Source organism: Moorena sp. SIOASIH (assembly GCF_010671925.1).
GTDB lineage: Bacteria > Cyanobacteriota > Cyanobacteriia > Cyanobacteriales > Coleofasciculaceae > Moorena.
Genome location: NZ_JAAHIH010000006.1, coordinates 703,865 through 719,134 on the forward strand (window position 1 = coordinate 703,865; position 15,270 = coordinate 719,134).

Annotated in this window: 18 protein-coding genes; 11 read left to right on the top strand and 7 right to left on the bottom strand. The window is 44.6% G+C overall.

What is annotated here, in order from left to right:
* The first annotated feature begins 114 nt into the window (after positions 1-114).
* Positions 115-651 (top strand): Uma2 family endonuclease, encoded by a 537-nt coding sequence (locus F6J90_RS35210; RefSeq protein ID WP_293104780.1) that lies wholly within the window; start codon positions 115-117, stop codon positions 649-651.
* 306 nt (positions 652-957) lie between these two features.
* On the opposite strand, the gene F6J90_RS35215 is transcribed toward F6J90_RS35210, so the two are convergent.
* The 5 genes from F6J90_RS35215 to F6J90_RS35235 all read right to left on the bottom strand — a co-directional run bounded on the left by F6J90_RS35215 (position 958) and on the right by F6J90_RS35235 (position 4,599).
* Positions 958-1,749: a DUF4058 family protein gene (locus F6J90_RS35215; RefSeq protein WP_293104783.1), complete on the bottom strand. Its 792-nt coding sequence runs from the start codon at positions 1,747-1,749 to the stop codon at positions 958-960.
* Between the two features lie 115 nt (positions 1,750-1,864).
* Positions 1,865-2,452, bottom strand: a complete 588-nt coding sequence (locus F6J90_RS35220) for a Uma2 family endonuclease (RefSeq protein ID WP_293104786.1) — start codon at positions 2,450-2,452, stop codon at positions 1,865-1,867.
* A 258-nt stretch (positions 2,453-2,710) separates the two neighbouring features.
* Entirely contained in the window at positions 2,711-3,457 is a 747-nt protein-coding gene (gene rsmG / locus F6J90_RS35225; protein WP_293104789.1) for a 16S rRNA (guanine(527)-N(7))-methyltransferase RsmG, read from the bottom strand.
* Positions 3,454-3,594, bottom strand: a complete 141-nt coding sequence (locus tag F6J90_RS35230; RefSeq protein WP_293104791.1) for a hypothetical protein — start codon at positions 3,592-3,594, stop codon at positions 3,454-3,456. Before F6J90_RS35230 ends, rsmG begins: the two co-directional genes overlap by 4 nt.
* Positions 3,595-3,957: 363 nt before the next feature.
* A complete protein-coding gene (locus tag F6J90_RS35235) occupies positions 3,958-4,599 on the bottom strand; it encodes an ABC transporter ATP-binding protein (RefSeq protein ID WP_293104794.1) in 642 nt (213 codons plus the stop codon).
* A gap of 528 nt (positions 4,600-5,127) precedes the next feature.
* Between F6J90_RS35235 and F6J90_RS35240 the strand changes: the two genes are divergently transcribed.
* Together F6J90_RS35240 and F6J90_RS35245 are read left to right on the top strand one after the other, a co-directional pair.
* Positions 5,128-6,600, top strand: a complete 1,473-nt coding sequence (locus F6J90_RS35240; RefSeq protein WP_293104797.1) for a multicopper oxidase domain-containing protein — start codon at positions 5,128-5,130, stop codon at positions 6,598-6,600.
* The gene (locus F6J90_RS35245; protein WP_293104799.1) at positions 6,563-7,702 is read left to right on the top strand and encodes a Sll0314/Alr1548 family TPR repeat-containing protein; all 1,140 of its coding nucleotides are present in this window, start codon (positions 6,563-6,565) and stop codon (positions 7,700-7,702) included. The genes F6J90_RS35240 and F6J90_RS35245 overlap by 38 nt, the downstream gene beginning before the upstream one ends.
* Here the strand turns inward: F6J90_RS35245 and F6J90_RS35250 are convergent.
* Positions 7,620-7,949 carry a hypothetical protein gene (locus tag F6J90_RS35250; protein ID WP_293104802.1) on the bottom strand — a complete coding sequence of 110 codons (330 nt, stop codon included), beginning with the start codon at positions 7,947-7,949 and terminating at the stop codon, positions 7,620-7,622. The two genes, F6J90_RS35245 and F6J90_RS35250, sit on opposite strands and share 83 nt — an antisense overlap.
* A gap of 317 nt (positions 7,950-8,266) precedes the next feature.
* Here F6J90_RS35250 and F6J90_RS35255 point away from each other — a divergent pair, with 317 nt between their 5' ends.
* The 7 genes from F6J90_RS35255 (at position 8,267) to F6J90_RS35285 (ending at position 13,870) form a co-directional block, all read left to right on the top strand.
* A complete protein-coding gene (locus tag F6J90_RS35255) occupies positions 8,267-8,593 on the top strand; it encodes a hypothetical protein (protein ID WP_293104805.1) in 327 nt (108 codons plus the stop codon).
* Between the two features lie 36 nt (positions 8,594-8,629).
* Positions 8,630-9,172 carry a GIY-YIG nuclease family protein gene (locus F6J90_RS35260; RefSeq protein ID WP_293104808.1) on the top strand — a complete coding sequence of 181 codons (543 nt, stop codon included), beginning with the start codon at positions 8,630-8,632 and terminating at the stop codon, positions 9,170-9,172.
* Positions 9,169-10,317 (top strand): glutamine-hydrolyzing carbamoyl-phosphate synthase small subunit, encoded by a 1,149-nt coding sequence (gene carA, locus F6J90_RS35265; RefSeq protein WP_293104811.1) that lies wholly within the window; start codon positions 9,169-9,171, stop codon positions 10,315-10,317. Before F6J90_RS35260 ends, carA begins: the two co-directional genes overlap by 4 nt.
* Before the next feature lie 612 nt (positions 10,318-10,929).
* On the top strand, positions 10,930-11,298 hold the full coding sequence (locus F6J90_RS35270) for an STAS domain-containing protein (protein ID WP_293105310.1): 369 nt from the start codon (positions 10,930-10,932) through the stop codon (positions 11,296-11,298).
* A gap of 680 nt (positions 11,299-11,978) precedes the next feature.
* A complete protein-coding gene (locus F6J90_RS35275) occupies positions 11,979-12,467 on the top strand; it encodes a ribonuclease III domain-containing protein (protein WP_293104814.1) in 489 nt (162 codons plus the stop codon).
* A 14-nt stretch (positions 12,468-12,481) separates the two neighbouring features.
* The gene (gene rlmB / locus F6J90_RS35280; protein WP_293104817.1) at positions 12,482-13,525 is read left to right on the top strand and encodes a 23S rRNA (guanosine(2251)-2'-O)-methyltransferase RlmB; all 1,044 of its coding nucleotides are present in this window, start codon (positions 12,482-12,484) and stop codon (positions 13,523-13,525) included.
* Between the two features lie 60 nt (positions 13,526-13,585).
* Positions 13,586-13,870 carry a DUF1816 domain-containing protein gene (locus tag F6J90_RS35285; RefSeq protein ID WP_293104819.1) on the top strand — a complete coding sequence of 95 codons (285 nt, stop codon included), beginning with the start codon at positions 13,586-13,588 and terminating at the stop codon, positions 13,868-13,870.
* A gap of 107 nt (positions 13,871-13,977) precedes the next feature.
* Here F6J90_RS35285 and F6J90_RS35290 read toward each other — a convergent pair whose 3' ends face one another.
* Positions 13,978-14,544: a Uma2 family endonuclease gene (locus F6J90_RS35290; protein ID WP_293105313.1), complete on the bottom strand. Its 567-nt coding sequence runs from the start codon at positions 14,542-14,544 to the stop codon at positions 13,978-13,980.
* 504 nt (positions 14,545-15,048) lie between these two features.
* Between F6J90_RS35290 and F6J90_RS35295 the strand changes: the two genes are divergently transcribed.
* Positions 15,049-15,171, top strand: coding sequence for a hypothetical protein (locus F6J90_RS35295; RefSeq protein ID WP_293104821.1), 123 nt, complete (start codon positions 15,049-15,051; stop codon positions 15,169-15,171).
* Positions 15,172-15,270 lie beyond the last annotated feature (99 nt).

Here is a 15,270-nt window from a genome sequence, read left to right on the forward strand (position 1 = left end):
TAAACTATATCCAATTTTTTTATTGACCAAAAATCAGATGTTGGTACCTTACACTGACGGGCTGTACCAGGCGCTCAGAGGCGATCATTTAAGCATTCTTCAGCTAACTTAATTATGCAATCACCTAGCATTACTAACTCCTTAGATGCTTTTCTCCAACAACCCAACATAGAAGCTTCTCCTGCTTGGGAATTCATCCATGGACAGCCGAAGCAAAAACCGATGCCAACATTGTTTCATTCCCGCCTCCAGCGCAACCTGGTAAACGCCATCAACAATCAAACCCAAGCATACGAAGCGATTCAAGAACTCCGGTGCATCATTCCTCCCTTATCCCCGGTACCAGACATTGTGGTTGTTAAACGCGATCGCTTCCAGGATCAAGATGGCCCCCTGCAAGGTTCACCGGACTGGTTAATTGAAATTCGCTCCCCTGACCAAAGCACATTAGACCTACAGAACAAAATTCTGCACTGCTTGAGCAACGGGACTCAGCTGGCTTGGCTAATCGATATTCAGCGACAGCAAATCTGGGTTTGGGAAAACCAGGAACTACCACTGGTGTTTGCCGAAACTGACATACTCCCGACCCTTGACACTATCTCAGACTTTACAGTGGAAGGGGTAATAGCTATGACCCGACAGCGATAACTGATATCAAGTCTGGTTGAATACCCATAATTAATGGAGAGTGTGGGAAGGGTGGGGAGGGTGGGAGGTGTGGGGAGATGGGGAGATGGGGGAGATTTTTATTAAGGGTAATTATCCTGACATGATATGAGGGGGATTACTCGCTCTTGTAGTGCGATCGCTGATCTTGTCGGGTGGGTAAATGGACATGATAAGTGATCAAATGGTGTTTCAAAGATTATTTGCCCACCCTACGCCTGACTGCTGACGGCTGACCGCTGACCGCTGTTCGCGCAGCGTGCGCGTAGCGCATATGCTTACCCCAGGCTAGTGCGATCGCAGTTGTTGCTCCGTTAACCATGTATTAACCCAAACCCGGTCGTCTTCCGACAATTGCGGTAGTGGCTCTTCATTATAATCTATTAGTAAATCATAACTAGCTTGGTCGTAGATATTATTCAATAATAACTTTAAATCTACTAATGGTTCTGTATCTCCAGACTTCAGCGGTAAAGGAAATGAGGGGATAGAATCTGGTAAATTAAATCCATACAAATCAGCTTGAGGACGACGGTCTCCTCGACTCACTAAAATTCGATAATGGGTTTCAATATTGCTATTATAAACTGGCATTGGTTGTCCCTTACGCAGTAAATCAATTTCTACTAAATGAGTGAAACTGCCTAAGACTTTATTTCGTTTACTTTCATATTGCTTGCGTCCTTCCCCAGAACGTTTATTAATCGGAGAGAGGATTTCAATAGCTGTTACTACTTCCTTGGTAGCTACTTCTCGGACTTCTAAATAACCTTGTTTAATGGTTTCAGGCACAGGAACTTGTACCGTCTGGGGTTGAGTTGGAGCTTGTGCAACTGCAACATTAGTCATTGCTTGTTTAGTTGTCACCTGTGACCCTTTGACAGTTAAATCGGGAATGCCAACGAGCAACGATTGTTCACCAATAGTTTCATATATGCGCACTTCAACACCAACTCTGTATTTCGGACGCAGTTGAGGAGAAAGGGATCTGGCTAGTTCAATAATAAGCCAGTGATGTACTCCTGGCCAAACTTCTGGATGTTCTAGATAAGGGTTCATCCCTGGAAAAGGGGAAGGCATAAAATTTCCTCCTCGGTGCTTAGAGCGTTCAACTTAGAGCATTCAGCATTCAGGTTTTAGAACTTAGCTGACAGCTGACAGCTAACGGCTGATGGCTAAAAGTCTATTACTTATTCTAAAGCGCTGCATTCAACACTTGTTGTGCCGAAAGCTGTAACCCCGGAAAAATAGTTGATTCAATCAACTCATCCCCCACAACAACCGTTTCCTCATAAAGATCATCGACCAACTGCAACACCACAACCTGCTTTTTGAGCGGATCGACAATCCAATATTCGCGAATTTCCAGCAAGTTATACTCCACTCGTTTGCTGCGATAATCCGTCCTCCGAGTCGATTCGCTAACCACTTCAACCACCAAAAAAGGTGGCGATTCGTTGAGACGAATGATCGCCTCTCGATCCAGCATTCCCTGCCATTGCTCCAGTGTTGCCACCGTCACATCTGGAATCCGCGCTGTATCCCAACGTCCCCCACGGGGCGACTCGATGGCAATAAACCCTTGCTTAGAAACCCAGGCTAACCCCTGAGCCTGAATTTCAGCCCGAAATTGATCGTTGAGAAACTCAGTAATTGCACCATGTTGTCCTTTGGGTTGAGACATGGCAATCAGTTCCCCATTCACCAGTTCATAACGCCGATCAGTGCCATCGTTGTAGCTTAAGTAGTCTTCGAGGCTAAGCAGTGCAGTAGTGGCAGTCATCGGAGTTTTCCTAAGAAGCCATTTTTTTGATAATTCTAGTTTACCAAAAAATGGGGTATAAACTGTCATTTATAGCGATTTGCAGATAAGTTAATTATGAAAATGGGGCAAAAAAGATAAAGTTTACTTCTTAATTAGCAATAATAAATAACTTAGGTTGGATGCCAACTGCTTTATTCCCTATTCCCTGTTCCCTGTTCCCTGTTCCCTAAAAACCCATAAATATGTAGTCAATAAAGTCGCAAACCGCTATATCTTCTAATTCAAAGGTTGTTGTGCTGGTAATCCGACAGCACGGGGAAACTTAGCTACTGTTGGTGATAATACTTTCAACAACAAACAATGACGAACACTATCGCTCAAAGGAGTAGTAAATTTTTCAACTGATTCAATCCTTCCACCTAACTTTTTTACCGCTGGCTGTAAAGCTTCGGTTTCTTCATCTGTCCAATGACCACGATAGAGAATCGCCAAACCTCCCTTTTTCAGAAGTGGTAGAGCATATTCAGCACAAACAGAAGGGGAACTAACAGCACGAACTAGAGCAATATCGTAGGAGTGTCGATGCTGTCGCTTCTGTCCAATGGCTTCTGCTCTGCCAACTAAAGTTTTAACATTATTAATTCCCAACTGGGGGATTAAGGTTTGGAGAAAAGTAATTTTTTTGCGAGTGGAATCGAGTAAAGTAATAGCAGTATTAGGAAATGCGATCGCAACTGGTAATCCCGGAAATCCCGCCCCCGTTCCAATATCAATAATTCTCTGTCCTGGAGTTACAGACTGCCATATGGGAGCCAATCCTACCAAAGAATCCCACAGATGCTTTTCCCAAAACTCCTCGGGAGCCGTAATCCGAGTTAAATTCAACTGGCGATTGCCTGACAAAATCCCTTCATAGAGTTTCTGAAACAACTGTTGTTGTTCTGGAGCTGGCTGCCAATTTAGAGTTTGTTGCCAAACCTCTGTCATTTGTGGCAGCACTAAAACATTTTGGTCATTTGTCATTTTTGCTCTACCGTACTTGTTATGCTAAATAAACAGTTTGTAAGAGGGAACAGCGGATCTGGGAACAGGGAACAGGGAGCAGGGAGCAGGGAGCAGGGAGCAGGGAGCAGGTAACAGTGGGAATAGGCCGTATTCATAAAATTTTGTTAGTTGAATAGCAGAATTTTCCTGTCTTGATGCAGTCGCTCATGGGGAAACCACGCCAGTCGCTCATGGGGGAAACCCTCAAAACCGTAATGGTGCGTTTTCCGTAGGCGAATTAAATTCGCCACGGGTCGCACCTCTGCATCGCTTGTACAGTAAGCTTTCTGAGTTTTTTAACTGGAACTTTAGCATAAAAGGTACTGAAGAACCTTTAATTTTTAAATAGAGTACCTAAATAAATTGTGATAATTTTTTTTCCCTACTCCCTACTCCCTACTCCCTACTCCCTACTCCCTACTCCCTACTCCCTACTCCCTACTCCCTACTCCCTTTCCTAAAGTACTCAATCCTCACCACTAAGCACTAGCTAGGTCAACAGCTTTTAATTCCCCTTGCTTAAGAGTCCAGCAGCGGTCAGCAATAGGCAATAAATCCTTAGCATCGTGAGTCACCACTAGGAGTGTCCAATGGGTTTTGAGTTTTGCCAGCAGATTGACTAACTGTCTTCGCATAGACCAGTCTAATCCAGCGGTTGGTTCATCCAACATCAGTATATGGGGTTGACGAATCAGTTGTACTGCTAGAGCAAGGCGTCGCTGCTGACCACCACTCATAGCATGGGGTGAAGTATGCAGGGGGAAATCAGCCAGTCCCACTTCCCCCAAGGCATCATAAACCCTCTGTGACCCCAACTCTGGATGTCCCATCCGCAATTCTTCCAGGATAGTCTTACCACAGAAATGCCGTTCTGGAAACTGAAACACTAATCCTGCCAGTTGGGGTAGGTGGTCGTTTGTGAGTTCGGTTTCTCCCCAAAAGATGTTTCCTGCCGTGGGCTGGGCTAATCCTGCCAAAATTTCCAATAATGTGCTTTTACCAGAACCACTAACACCAATCACTAGTCCCAATTCTTGTGGTGCTAGCTCTAGATTCAGACCATTCAAGATCGGAGTCGAGCTAGCTGGTGGATGATAGGTTAAGTCTCTAAGATATAGCATTGCCTTTTGCCCACTCCTTCCCCTCTTCCAAGACTCCGGAGGTTTAAAAATTTCATAGACATTACTATTGTAAGCACTCAGCTATCAGGTATCAGCTATCAGCTATCAGGTATCAGCTATCAGCTATTAGCCTTTGGCCAAAGGCCACGTTAAGGTAACAGTTACAGTTTATGGGCTACACTCACACGACTGTTCGCGCAGCGTGCGCGTAGCGCAATCGGTGCTTTTGAATACAATAAGCTGAACGCGCACGCGTGAGCTTTTAGCTCACGGCTGACGGCTGACGGCACCTCAAGCAGCGTGCGCGTAGCGCATATGCTGACTTACAACTGCCGTGTCGCGTTTCCTCCCCGGATTAAAATCGCGGGGCTACCACGCTCCCGCGTATTTCCGTGTAACTTCTGGTAAAATGGAGCATTGAAAAAGTGTTGCTTCGGCAGCATTCCCTTGCATAACGAGATGTTCTACATAACTCAAAATTAAATTCTTTGAGATGCAGGATAACGAAGTTGATTCTGACAACCTGAAATGTTCCATACAAAAAACCTATTTCTCCGTCGGCCTCGTCATCGTATTATTGCAGCCATTATCCTTAGTCTTCTCGTCATTGGCTGCGTAATCACTGTAGATGCCTTGCTTAATGATGACCCGGCTGTAAAGATCACCACTGATGCGCCTGCAACTCATTCGCTCTTAGTCCCACCGTTGCTTGAACCCAGTATTGAAGATGGCATCGCTCACTATCAGCTCGATCTAGGGAGGTCATCCCATGACTTTGATCAGGCTCAGTTAACACCAACAATAGCCTACAACCAAGAAAGTCTCTTAGGTCCGACCCTACACCTTTACCAAGGTGATCAGGTTGTCATTGATGTCACCAATCATCTTGATGAAGACACAACAACTCATTGGCATGGTGCTGATGTCCCTGCGGAAGCGGATGGAGGCCCTCACAGCGTGATTCGACCCGACGAGACGTGGAAAGCTGAATTCAACGTCATTCAAGAAGCAGCGACCTTGTGGTATCATCCGCACCTAAAGGATCATACGGCTGAGCAGGTCTATCGGGGAGCTGCTGGTCTGATGATTATTGATGATGACAACCCTACATCTAGCCAACTTCCATCAACCTATGGAATCGATGATATTCCAATCATTCTTCAAGACAGAGACTTTACGAAGGATGGCGAGCTAGATTTTACCCTCAGTAATAAAGGAAAAGGGTTTTTCTATCCTTACTTAACCGTCAATGGTACCCTTGATCCATATATTAATGTTCCTGCTGGTCTTGTTCGGCTGCGCCTTCTCAACGGCAGTCAAGCCCGCCTCTACAAACTCAGTGTCGATTCCGGTAGGATGATAATGATTGCTTCTGAGGGTGGGTACTTGAACCAGCCTATTGCAATGGAGCAGATTATGATTTCTCCTGGTGATCGTGCTGAAATTATTGTCGATCTCAGCAATGTTGATCGATTGAATTTACTTGATGTTTCCTTTGGTCGAGTCCTAGAACTTCGGGCTGACAGGGCTTTAACAGCAGTGGCTGATCCCCTTCCATCCACACTAAACACCATTGAAAAAATAGATCCCAATGAAGTTGACCACAGCAGAGAGTTTGTCTTCGAGAAGGTTGGCAAAGGCTGGGGAATTAATGGCCAGCAGATGAAGCTGGCTCGAACTGATGATGTTATTCAGTTTGGGGATACTGAGCGTTGGACGCTGAGGTCTGTATCAGGATCCCATGTCTTCCATGTACATCAAACCCAATTTCAAGTATTAGAGCGAAATGGTCACCCACCTGAACCCTATGAGCAAGGCTGGGAAGACAGCATTTTCTTCAAGGGAAAGGACACGGTTGTGATCCTAGCTCGTTTCAACACCTACATCAACCCAGATATCCCTTACATGCTTCACTGTCATATCCTTGATCATGAAGATACAGGTATGATGAGCCAATTTAAAATTGTCAATCATCCCGAGAGAATTGAAGGAAGCACCTGACGCTTTTGCCCACTACTCCCAGAAAGTCAAAGGATCTGAAATCGTCCAGAAAGACACATCAAGTCCCCCAACTTCCGGTACCATGGAACCTGGCATCAAGTGGAACGTCAGTACTGGGTTAGTAGCATATATTTTTAATATTGCCAGAATGACGATGAAGCAACGGTTTCGAGCACCAAAACGGATAGTTAAAGCCTGTGTCAGCACAGCAGTTGTATTAATCGGTTTATGGGGAATGCCCACCTTGGCAGCTGACCCCTTTCGCGACAGTAATCCTCGGAACATTGATGACACTGTTCAAGATGCTTTTGACTTCTTCTTCAAGGAGGGAAACTATAAACAGGCTGAAGCTTATCTAAAAAAATCGGAATCTAGGCAGTCTAAAGAACCCATGACCTATGCTATGTTATCATCTTTAGCTTACTTAGATCAAGATTGGGAAACCTTCAAGAGCTACGGCACTAAAACTCTTAATACTGCTCAGGAAATGATTGCCTCTGATCCCTTGCGGGGTAATCTCTACACAGCAGTCGGTTATTTTTTGGAAGGGGCTTACGATTTTGAAAAAGAAGGTCCCATCAGCGCCTTGACTAAATTACAGAAAGTTTTTGAATATCTGGATGAAGCAAAGGAAATTGATCCTAATGACCCAGAGCTAAACTTGATTACAGGCTACATGGATTTAATGTTAGCTGTAAATTTACCATTTTCTGACCCATCTCAAGCCATTGACAAGTTAGAAACCTATGCTTTCCCCTCTTATTTAGCCTATCGAGGCATTGCTGTAGGATATCGAGATTTAAAGCAATATTCTAAGGCAATAGACTATGTAGACCGGTCAATGGAAACAACACCAAGCAACCCAGATGTACTTTACCTTAAAGCACAAATTTTGCGAAAACTGGGGCAGGAGGAAGAAAGTTTAGATTTTTTTAACAAAGCTTTAGAAAAACAGAATCAACTGCCAAAACGCCACGCTGCCCAAATTACTTACGAGCAGTGCAAACTTGAAAATAAACTCACAGATGGGAATAGGAATTGCTCCAAGGAACGGAATCGCATCCGGAAGCGGGGAACAGACGTGGCTCAGAAGGATGACTAAGTTTACTGTTGAAGGTTGAAGGTTTAAGGTTGAAGGTTGAAGGTTGAAGGTTGAAGGTTGCAGGTTGCAGGTTGCAGGTTGCAGGTTGCAGGTTGCAGGTTGAAGGTTGCAGGTTGAAGGTTGCAGGTTGCAGGTTGAAGGTTGCAGGTTGCAGGTTGCAGGTTAACTGTAAACAGTTAACTGTAATATTTTTGTAAGCATATGCGCTACGCGCATATGCTGACGGCTGACGGCTGACGGCTGACATATTTTTTCAAAAAACAGTAAGGGCATTCCTTGTCGGTCCTCCTATGGCAATCCTATAGGATTCGTGAACAATGACAGGTCTTACTCAGAAATCAGAACTCAAAACTTAGAACTCATATCATGTCAGGATAATTACCTTTAATAAAAATCTGCCCCATCTCCCCATCTCCCCATCTCCCCATCTCCCCACCCTCCCCTAGATTATGGGTATTCAACCAGACTTGATATCAGGACTATGTTTAACGGAAGTATTTTTCAAGAGTGAATCTTGATCAGGTATAATCCCTGTGTTAAAGAGTTCAGGATTGTCCTTGACTTATGGTTCGCCTCAAGATAGTTAACAAGTTCGATAGCAGTTTTGTCCTAGCTCCAGAAGCCCGAGACCAGTTATTTGCTTTACTAACCGGGGAAAACTTCTTGGCTCAAGTAGCTGAAGCGGCTCAAGCGGAAAGGGTTGAGTTTACTGAATTACTGTTTCAACCAGTTCCCTACACCACTTCAACCCCTAAGGGAATGCCAGCGGAATATGAGCAGTATCACCAATCTGATGACTATATCATCATTAATGTACCTCCTAACTTCATGTTCAAAGCCAAAATCTTTAATCCCAGTCGCCTGTGTGGGATTTATCGCAAATTTCAATAAAATTGAGTTTTTAATCTTATTTTTTAATCCCATCCCATGCTCACCTCTGATAATCAAATTCCATCTCTGAAGGATTTAGAATTTATTCCCTATCTGGATGAAACGGGAAATCTACCAGAATATTTACAAAAAAAAATTGGTGTATACGCAATTTTTGACCAGGATAAAACCCTTAAATTTGTGAATTATTCCCGAGATGTATATATCAGCATCAAACAACATTTAGTTCGTCAGCCTCACTCCTGCTATTGGCTAAAACTAGAAACCATTGAAAAACCTGACCGGAGTCGATTAGAAACGATTCGTAAGGCATGGATTGAAGAGAATGGTGTGATCCCGGTGGGAAATGGAGAGCAGGAAAATCTCTGGAGTCAGCCGATTGATGCTAAACCGACAATGACTGAAGCAGAGCAATTAGACTATGAGCAAAGTGAGGAATTAGCAAAAATGAAGATTCTCAAGAAAATTGCTCGGAGAGTTGAAGCTAAAATTAAAGATGAGCTAGAATCCCGAGGGGTAAAGACTGAAATTCGCTTCAATCCTAAGCTTAAAGAAAAGGGTTTACTTGACATAAAATGACTATCTCAACGGCTCATCCAGCTCTGCTAGTTCTCGCTGATGGCACAACTTACCAAGGCTGGTCTTTCGGAGCGACTGGTACAACCATTGGTGAAGTAGTGTTTAACACTGCTATGACGGGTTATCAAGAGGTGGTGACAGATCCCAGCTACTGCGGTCAAATTGTGACCTTCACCTATCCAGAATTAGGCAATACTGGTGTTAACCCGTCCGATGAAGAATCTGCTCATCCTCAAATCCGAGGCGCAATTGCCCGTAATATCTGTTACCGTCCCAGTAACTGGCGTTCTACCCAGTCCTTGCCCGATTATCTCGCAGAACACAACATCCCAGGAATTTACGGCATTGATACAAGGGCATTAACCCGCAAAATACGCTCCATTGGTGCGATAAACGGTGCCATTTCCACAGAAATCCTTGACTCCGCTGAGTTATTGTCCCAAGTGCAAGCGGCTCCGAGTATGGCAGGATTAAATCTAGTTAAAGAAGTGAGCACTGACGAGGTTTACGAATGGTCTGATCCTACGGAAGCCAATTGGGAGTTCGGTCCTGGGGTTGATGGGCAGGAATTGGAAAAGCGTTTGACAGTTGTTGCTATCGATTTCGGCATCAAACGTAATATTCTCAAGCGTCTAGCTAGCTACAATTGTCGGGTAATTGTCGTCCCTGCTAATACACCGCCAGAAGAAATTGCTAAGTATAATCCCGATGGGATATTTCTGTCCAATGGACCAGGGGATCCGGCTGTAGTACTCGAAGGCATCTCAACCACCAAAGCCTTATTGGAGCGTCAGCAACCTATTTTTGGCATCTGCATGGGACATCAGATTCTTGGTCTTGCCCTAGGAGCCCAGACCTTTAAACTTAAATTTGGTCACCGAGGTTTGAATCACCCAGCCGGTTTGCAGCAAATGGTCGAAATTACTAGCCAAAACCATGGTTTTGCTATTGATCCCGATACCTTAGGCAGGGAGGTGGAAATTACTCACCTAAATCTGAATGACCGCACTGTGGCAGGGTTGCGTCACAAATCCTTACCGTTCTTCTCAGTACAGTATCACCCTGAGGCTAGTCCTGGTCCTCACGATGCTGACTATTTATTTCAGCAGTTTGTCGAACTTATGCGTTCGCGTAGCGTGGCCTAGGGCGTGTTTTCAAAGTTTTCCGCAAGATTATGTACCCCCCCAGCCCCCCTTAAAAAAGGGGGGAGCCATACTCAAAGTCCCCTTTTTTTAAGGGGGATAATGGGGGATCTCTGAGGCAAGAAGACACGCCCTAGGCTCTTGACTAGAAACTGATTGATTCTGCGAGGGTTTGCGTTCGCGTAGCGTGGCCTAGAGCCAATCGCGTGACTCGCTTAGCGGCGACCCAGGAGCATCGCGCCCAATAGTCAATGCCAAACCCCAACTGTAGGGTGACCGGGTGTGGGACTATAAAGCACGCCCCTGCATTGCCAGCAAACCAAGAAATCGGCTTGCTTGCTTCAGCAGTTATGATTAATCGGTTAAAATTACGGCTGGCTTAATTTTACCCTATCCCCACATCCGGTCACCCTACCCCCCAAACTCTGATACTGTTGTATAATGTGAAATTGACGTTGTTTTAGCCCTTTGAGGTGCTAACCAACAAACCAAGCTATGGTGATACGGCGCGTGCTATAAACGGTAGTCAAGTCACCGCTCTGCTGTCACAGTAGTCAACTTGACAGTAGAAGTATTAGATTATTTATATTTATAAGCTATATCTAGGAGGGTGTTATTCCTGAACCACTAACCCTTACAGTCAGTTTAAGGGGCACTCGCCAAGTCGAGTCAAATTATCAAATTTTCCGCCTTACTGGATTGCTAGATGCCTTTTCGGAATCTATTTTCCGTAACGTCATTGGCAACTGTATTGATGAAGGTCCAGCGGATATTATTCTGGACTTATCTAAAATTGATTTTGTCGATAGCTCTGGTTTGGGTGCTTTGGTGCAGCTAGTGAAGAAAGCTCAAAATTCTGAGGGAAGTTTACAAGTCGTGACCAATCCCCGGGTGACTCAAACTGTGAAACTAGTGCGCCTAGAAAAATTTCTCTCTCTGCAAGAGTCTCTCACCATAGCTGTGGAGAACGTCAAGGGTAAATGACAAAATCGTTGGTGATGGCGGGGGCAAAACCCGCCTTCACTTTCTGAGCATTGGGGAATCGGTGAGAGTTGAGTGTGATTGACACTCCCCGCCTTGAAAGAGCGGGGATTCCTAGATCAACGAGCCGCCTTAAACCGCCGAGTTCTAATCTTTGACGCCGCCAAAAACTAGACAATACTTAAACCAAAAACCCGTCAAGACCAAGTTCTCAGTTAATTCACGACAGACCCAGAGGGCGATTCTCACGGTAGCGTTTGGTTACTTGCTAGGAAGTGCATGTGCATAGTCCGTTTCCTTCCATTTCACCTGGTTTCGGTGTGCCCCACCGTACCGTTTTTCTCTCAAGTTGTGATTTGTCTGGGTTCACACGCCAACGGTTAATTGACGGTTGGGTTTTTAAGGAGGATTTTCCCTGCCCTCCGAGCATTACTACTTTCAGGTCGATAAGTTACGGGTCTCTCTCCCGGCTCAGCCTGCGGTTTTTCAGCCTGTGCTCTATACTCCCAGTATACTCTGGCGCTAGGAAAATGTCAACAAAAAAGCCGTCTGCCGAAGGACGGGGCTTTAAACCCAAAATTTTGGTAACTTGCCTTTTAGTCAATGTATTGAATACTCGAAGCAGAAATTGTGGAAGGATGTGAAATTTGGTCTAATCAACAAAAGACAGTAATACCCCAAAGATGGCTCAGACAGATTCACCATTAGACCCCTTGGAAGAGGATAGCCATGGCGGTGGAACTGACTCTATAGTATTGTGGACAGAGTTTCGATTTAGGCAATTCATGGCGAAAGTTGATCAAATCGCCAAAATTGAACAGATTTCCCCAGCATCCTTGGCATATATAGGAGATGCTGTTTATGAACTTTATATCCGAACCCACTATCTGCTACCACCTAGGCGAATCTGTGACTATCATAACCAGGTAGTGGCTCACGTCAGAGCAGAAAGCCAAGCTAAGATTTTGCGTACGCTTGAACCTTACCTAACTGCTTCTGAAAAAGACGTTTTACGGCGCGGACGGAATGCTGCCACAAAGAGCCCCCGGCGTCTCAATCGAGAAATCTATCAACAAGCTAGTAGCTTAGAAACCTTACTGGGATACCTCTACCTTACTGATACTCAACGCTTGACCCAGTTATTGGCTCATCTACAACTGGATACCCCATAAATCCTAATTCTATTATGGCTAATCAAAACCCCTCCTCTGATGCCTCCTCTGATGCTTCTGGTCAGATCAAGTCAGGGAAGTCCTCTGATCGGCAAGGTGAGAATAAAAAATTATCTCACTCAACCAATTCTCAAAAGAACGGCAAACCCCCTCGAAAAAACTACCACTCTCGAAAGCCACAGCCAAAACATTCCCATCACTCCGAGGAAACTCAGCCGAAGCAGCATGGGTACCCTAAATCAAAACTTGTAAGTAGCACAGAAGAAGAGAGTGACTTAATCTACGGGCGTCATTCAGTTCTAGCAGCTCTCCAAAACCAGCACCAGCTAAACCGAGTTTGGATTATTTCCCAGCTGCGTTACGATCCTCGCTTTCACTCCTTACTGGTTCAAGCCAAGGCCAACGGTACAGTAATTGATGAAGTAGCACCAAAACGCCTGAGCCAAATTACCAAAGGTGGTAACCATCAGGGTGTGGCAGCTCAAATTGCACCTTACCAGTACATAGATTTAAATGACTTAATTGACAAAGCAAAATGGGCAACTGAGCAGCCAGTATTATTGGCTTGTGATGGCATTAATGATCCTCAAAATTTAGGGGCGATTATTCGTACTGCAGAAGCTCTAGGGGCTCAAGGCTTAGTCATACCCCAACGCCGAGCTGTTGGTGTCACCTCAACTGTGATGAAAGTGGCAGCAGGAGCTCTAGAAACGTTTCCTATTGCCAGAGTTGTCAATCTCAGTAATGCCCTAGAGCAGTTGAAAGCTGCGGGCTTTTGGATTTACGGAACTGCTGCCGGCACTGGTAAACTTTTACACAAAGTTGATTTGACCGGTTCAGTAGTATTAGTAATAGGTTCAGAGGGGAATGGTTTAAGCCTAAGGTCACAAAGCTGCTGTGACATGTTAGTCTCAATTCCATTACAGGGTAAGACCCCTAGCCTCAATGCCTCCATAGCAACTGCTATGGTGTTATATGAAACATATCGGCAGCGTTGGTCAGACTTACTGTATCTAGATACTAATTCCAATGAACAGATTGTGAAACAAGAAAAGTAAATGGAGGATAAAAACGTTTAAAAGGCTATTAAATTAACAGCTTGAAACTAGGTAGATTTCATGAAAGAAGCCTTAATCAAAATCTTCGACGTTTTAGGGTTAGCGTTTTGGGTGGAAATCATCACCGAAACCCCCAAGTGTACCTACTACTTTGGACCCTTTGTTAACCAGCAGGAGGCTGAGGCTGCCAAATATGGATACATTGAAGACTTAGAAGATGAAGGAGCTCAAGGCATCACGGTAACTCTCAAACGCTGCAAACCCAATAGACTAACAATTTTTGATGAGTTGCCAGAACAAACTGAACTGGAGAAATCCTCTAGCTTAAGTAAGCCTATTTTTTGAGAAAGTATGAAGTTTAACCTGTAGGGTGTTAAGTGTGAAGGATGAAAACGCTCTAATACTCTATACTTAGAAGTATGAGCTCGCACTTACTCACCTCGTAAGGTAATTTAAAGCGGCAAAGCTAACTCAAAGTTAGGCAGAATATTTTCCCCTGACAAAGTAACAGTAAATTTAACAGTTTCAACAGCTTGATTGGGACGATATATTTCAACCTCTTTGCCTTGGGGGTTAATTAACCAGCCTAAACATAAACCACTGTTCAAATATTCTTGCATCTTTTCCTGTAGAGGCTTGAGCGAATCAGTGCGAGAGCGTAGTTCAATCACGAAGTCCGGACAAATGGGGGGAAATCCCTCCTGTTGTTCAGGGGTTAAACTTTCCCAGCGGTCTAGCCTGATCCAAGCAGCATCAGGGGATCGATCTCCTCCATTAGGTAAGCGAAAAATAGTTGAGGAGCTAAACACTTGACCTAGTTTGGTTTGATTATTCCATAACCACAACAGACTGATTAGACTTGCTTCTCGATTTCCACTACGTCCGCCTACAGGTGGCATGATGATTAGCTCTCCTTTGGCATTACGCTCAAGTTGTAGATTCTGATTTGCCTGACATAGATTGTGGAATTGTTGATCGGTTAGGTTGACTCTCTCTAGGTTAAGAACAACAGGCTGCATCATGACTGTCTCCTTAGCTGTCCGGCAAAATTCATCCCACACCTAATGCATAGCATTAGGTGTGGGATGAATTTTGCACAGGGTATTAATAAAATTGCTATAATATATTCTGATAAACAAAGCCGTTCGCGTAGCGTGGCCTACGGCCTTAAATGCTGGTTTGTCAGCCACTAAAAAACAGAACTTATTGTATTGTTTCGGCGGGTCGGGGCATCCCGGAGAGGAAACCTTAGAATAGGGCAGCCTTAATCATAAAGTTTTAACCCTTTACCCATAACCGACTAACCATAAAGGCTGCCCTATTCTTGCGGTAACTTCTGACCGTGTCGTTAATAAAGCAAGCCTACGTATCCGTTCGCGCAGGGTCGGCGAAAGCCGATACCGTTGGGTGGAGTTGGTAAGAAGCCCACACTGTAATCTTTGATGAGCGTGTGGGAGTATGTCACTGGAATGATTAATATCAAGTCAGGTTGAATACCCATAATTACAGGGAGGGTGGGAAGTGTGGGGAGATGGGGAGATGGGGAGATGAAAAAAATCTCCGACTATACCTTACTCCTTTGCTTCAGCATAGCTGCCTTCAGCATAGCTGCCTTCGATTCCCCAAAGTGTAAGTATTCAACCTAAGATGATATTACTGCTGATAGCTGTTTGCATTTGCTTATACCAAGTTGCGCTCAAAGGTACAACTTTCTCTTCCCCCAATCTCCCCATCTCCCCATCTCC

Bases quoted from the DNA above. Each gene is read 5' to 3' on its own strand.
- F6J90_RS35210 (WP_293104780.1), top strand. From the start codon at position 115: ATGCAATCACCTAGCATTACTAACTCCTTAGATGCTTTTCTCCAACAA.
- F6J90_RS35215 (WP_293104783.1), bottom strand. From the start codon at position 1,749: ATGCCTTCCCCTTTTCCAGGGATGAACCCTTATCTAGAACATCCAGAA.
- F6J90_RS35220 (WP_293104786.1), bottom strand. From the start codon at position 2,452: ATGACTGCCACTACTGCACTGCTTAGCCTCGAAGACTACTTAAGCTAC.
- rsmG (WP_293104789.1), bottom strand. From the start codon at position 3,457: ATGACAAATGACCAAAATGTTTTAGTGCTGCCACAAATGACAGAGGTT.
- F6J90_RS35230 (WP_293104791.1), bottom strand. From the start codon at position 3,594: ATGAATACGGCCTATTCCCACTGTTACCTGCTCCCTGCTCCCTGCTCC.
- F6J90_RS35235 (WP_293104794.1), bottom strand. From the start codon at position 4,599: ATGCTATATCTTAGAGACTTAACCTATCATCCACCAGCTAGCTCGACT.
- F6J90_RS35240 (WP_293104797.1), top strand. From the start codon at position 5,128: ATGTTCCATACAAAAAACCTATTTCTCCGTCGGCCTCGTCATCGTATT.
- F6J90_RS35250 (WP_293104802.1), bottom strand. From the start codon at position 7,949: ATGTCAGCCGTCAGCCGTCAGCCGTCAGCATATGCGCGTAGCGCATAT.
- F6J90_RS35255 (WP_293104805.1), top strand. From the start codon at position 8,267: ATGGTTCGCCTCAAGATAGTTAACAAGTTCGATAGCAGTTTTGTCCTA.
- F6J90_RS35260 (WP_293104808.1), top strand. From the start codon at position 8,630: ATGCTCACCTCTGATAATCAAATTCCATCTCTGAAGGATTTAGAATTT.
- carA (WP_293104811.1), top strand. From the start codon at position 9,169: ATGACTATCTCAACGGCTCATCCAGCTCTGCTAGTTCTCGCTGATGGC.
- F6J90_RS35275 (WP_293104814.1), top strand. From the start codon at position 11,979: ATGGCTCAGACAGATTCACCATTAGACCCCTTGGAAGAGGATAGCCAT.
- rlmB (WP_293104817.1), top strand. From the start codon at position 12,482: ATGGCTAATCAAAACCCCTCCTCTGATGCCTCCTCTGATGCTTCTGGT.
- F6J90_RS35285 (WP_293104819.1), top strand. From the start codon at position 13,586: ATGAAAGAAGCCTTAATCAAAATCTTCGACGTTTTAGGGTTAGCGTTT.
- F6J90_RS35290 (WP_293105313.1), bottom strand. From the start codon at position 14,544: ATGCAGCCTGTTGTTCTTAACCTAGAGAGAGTCAACCTAACCGATCAA.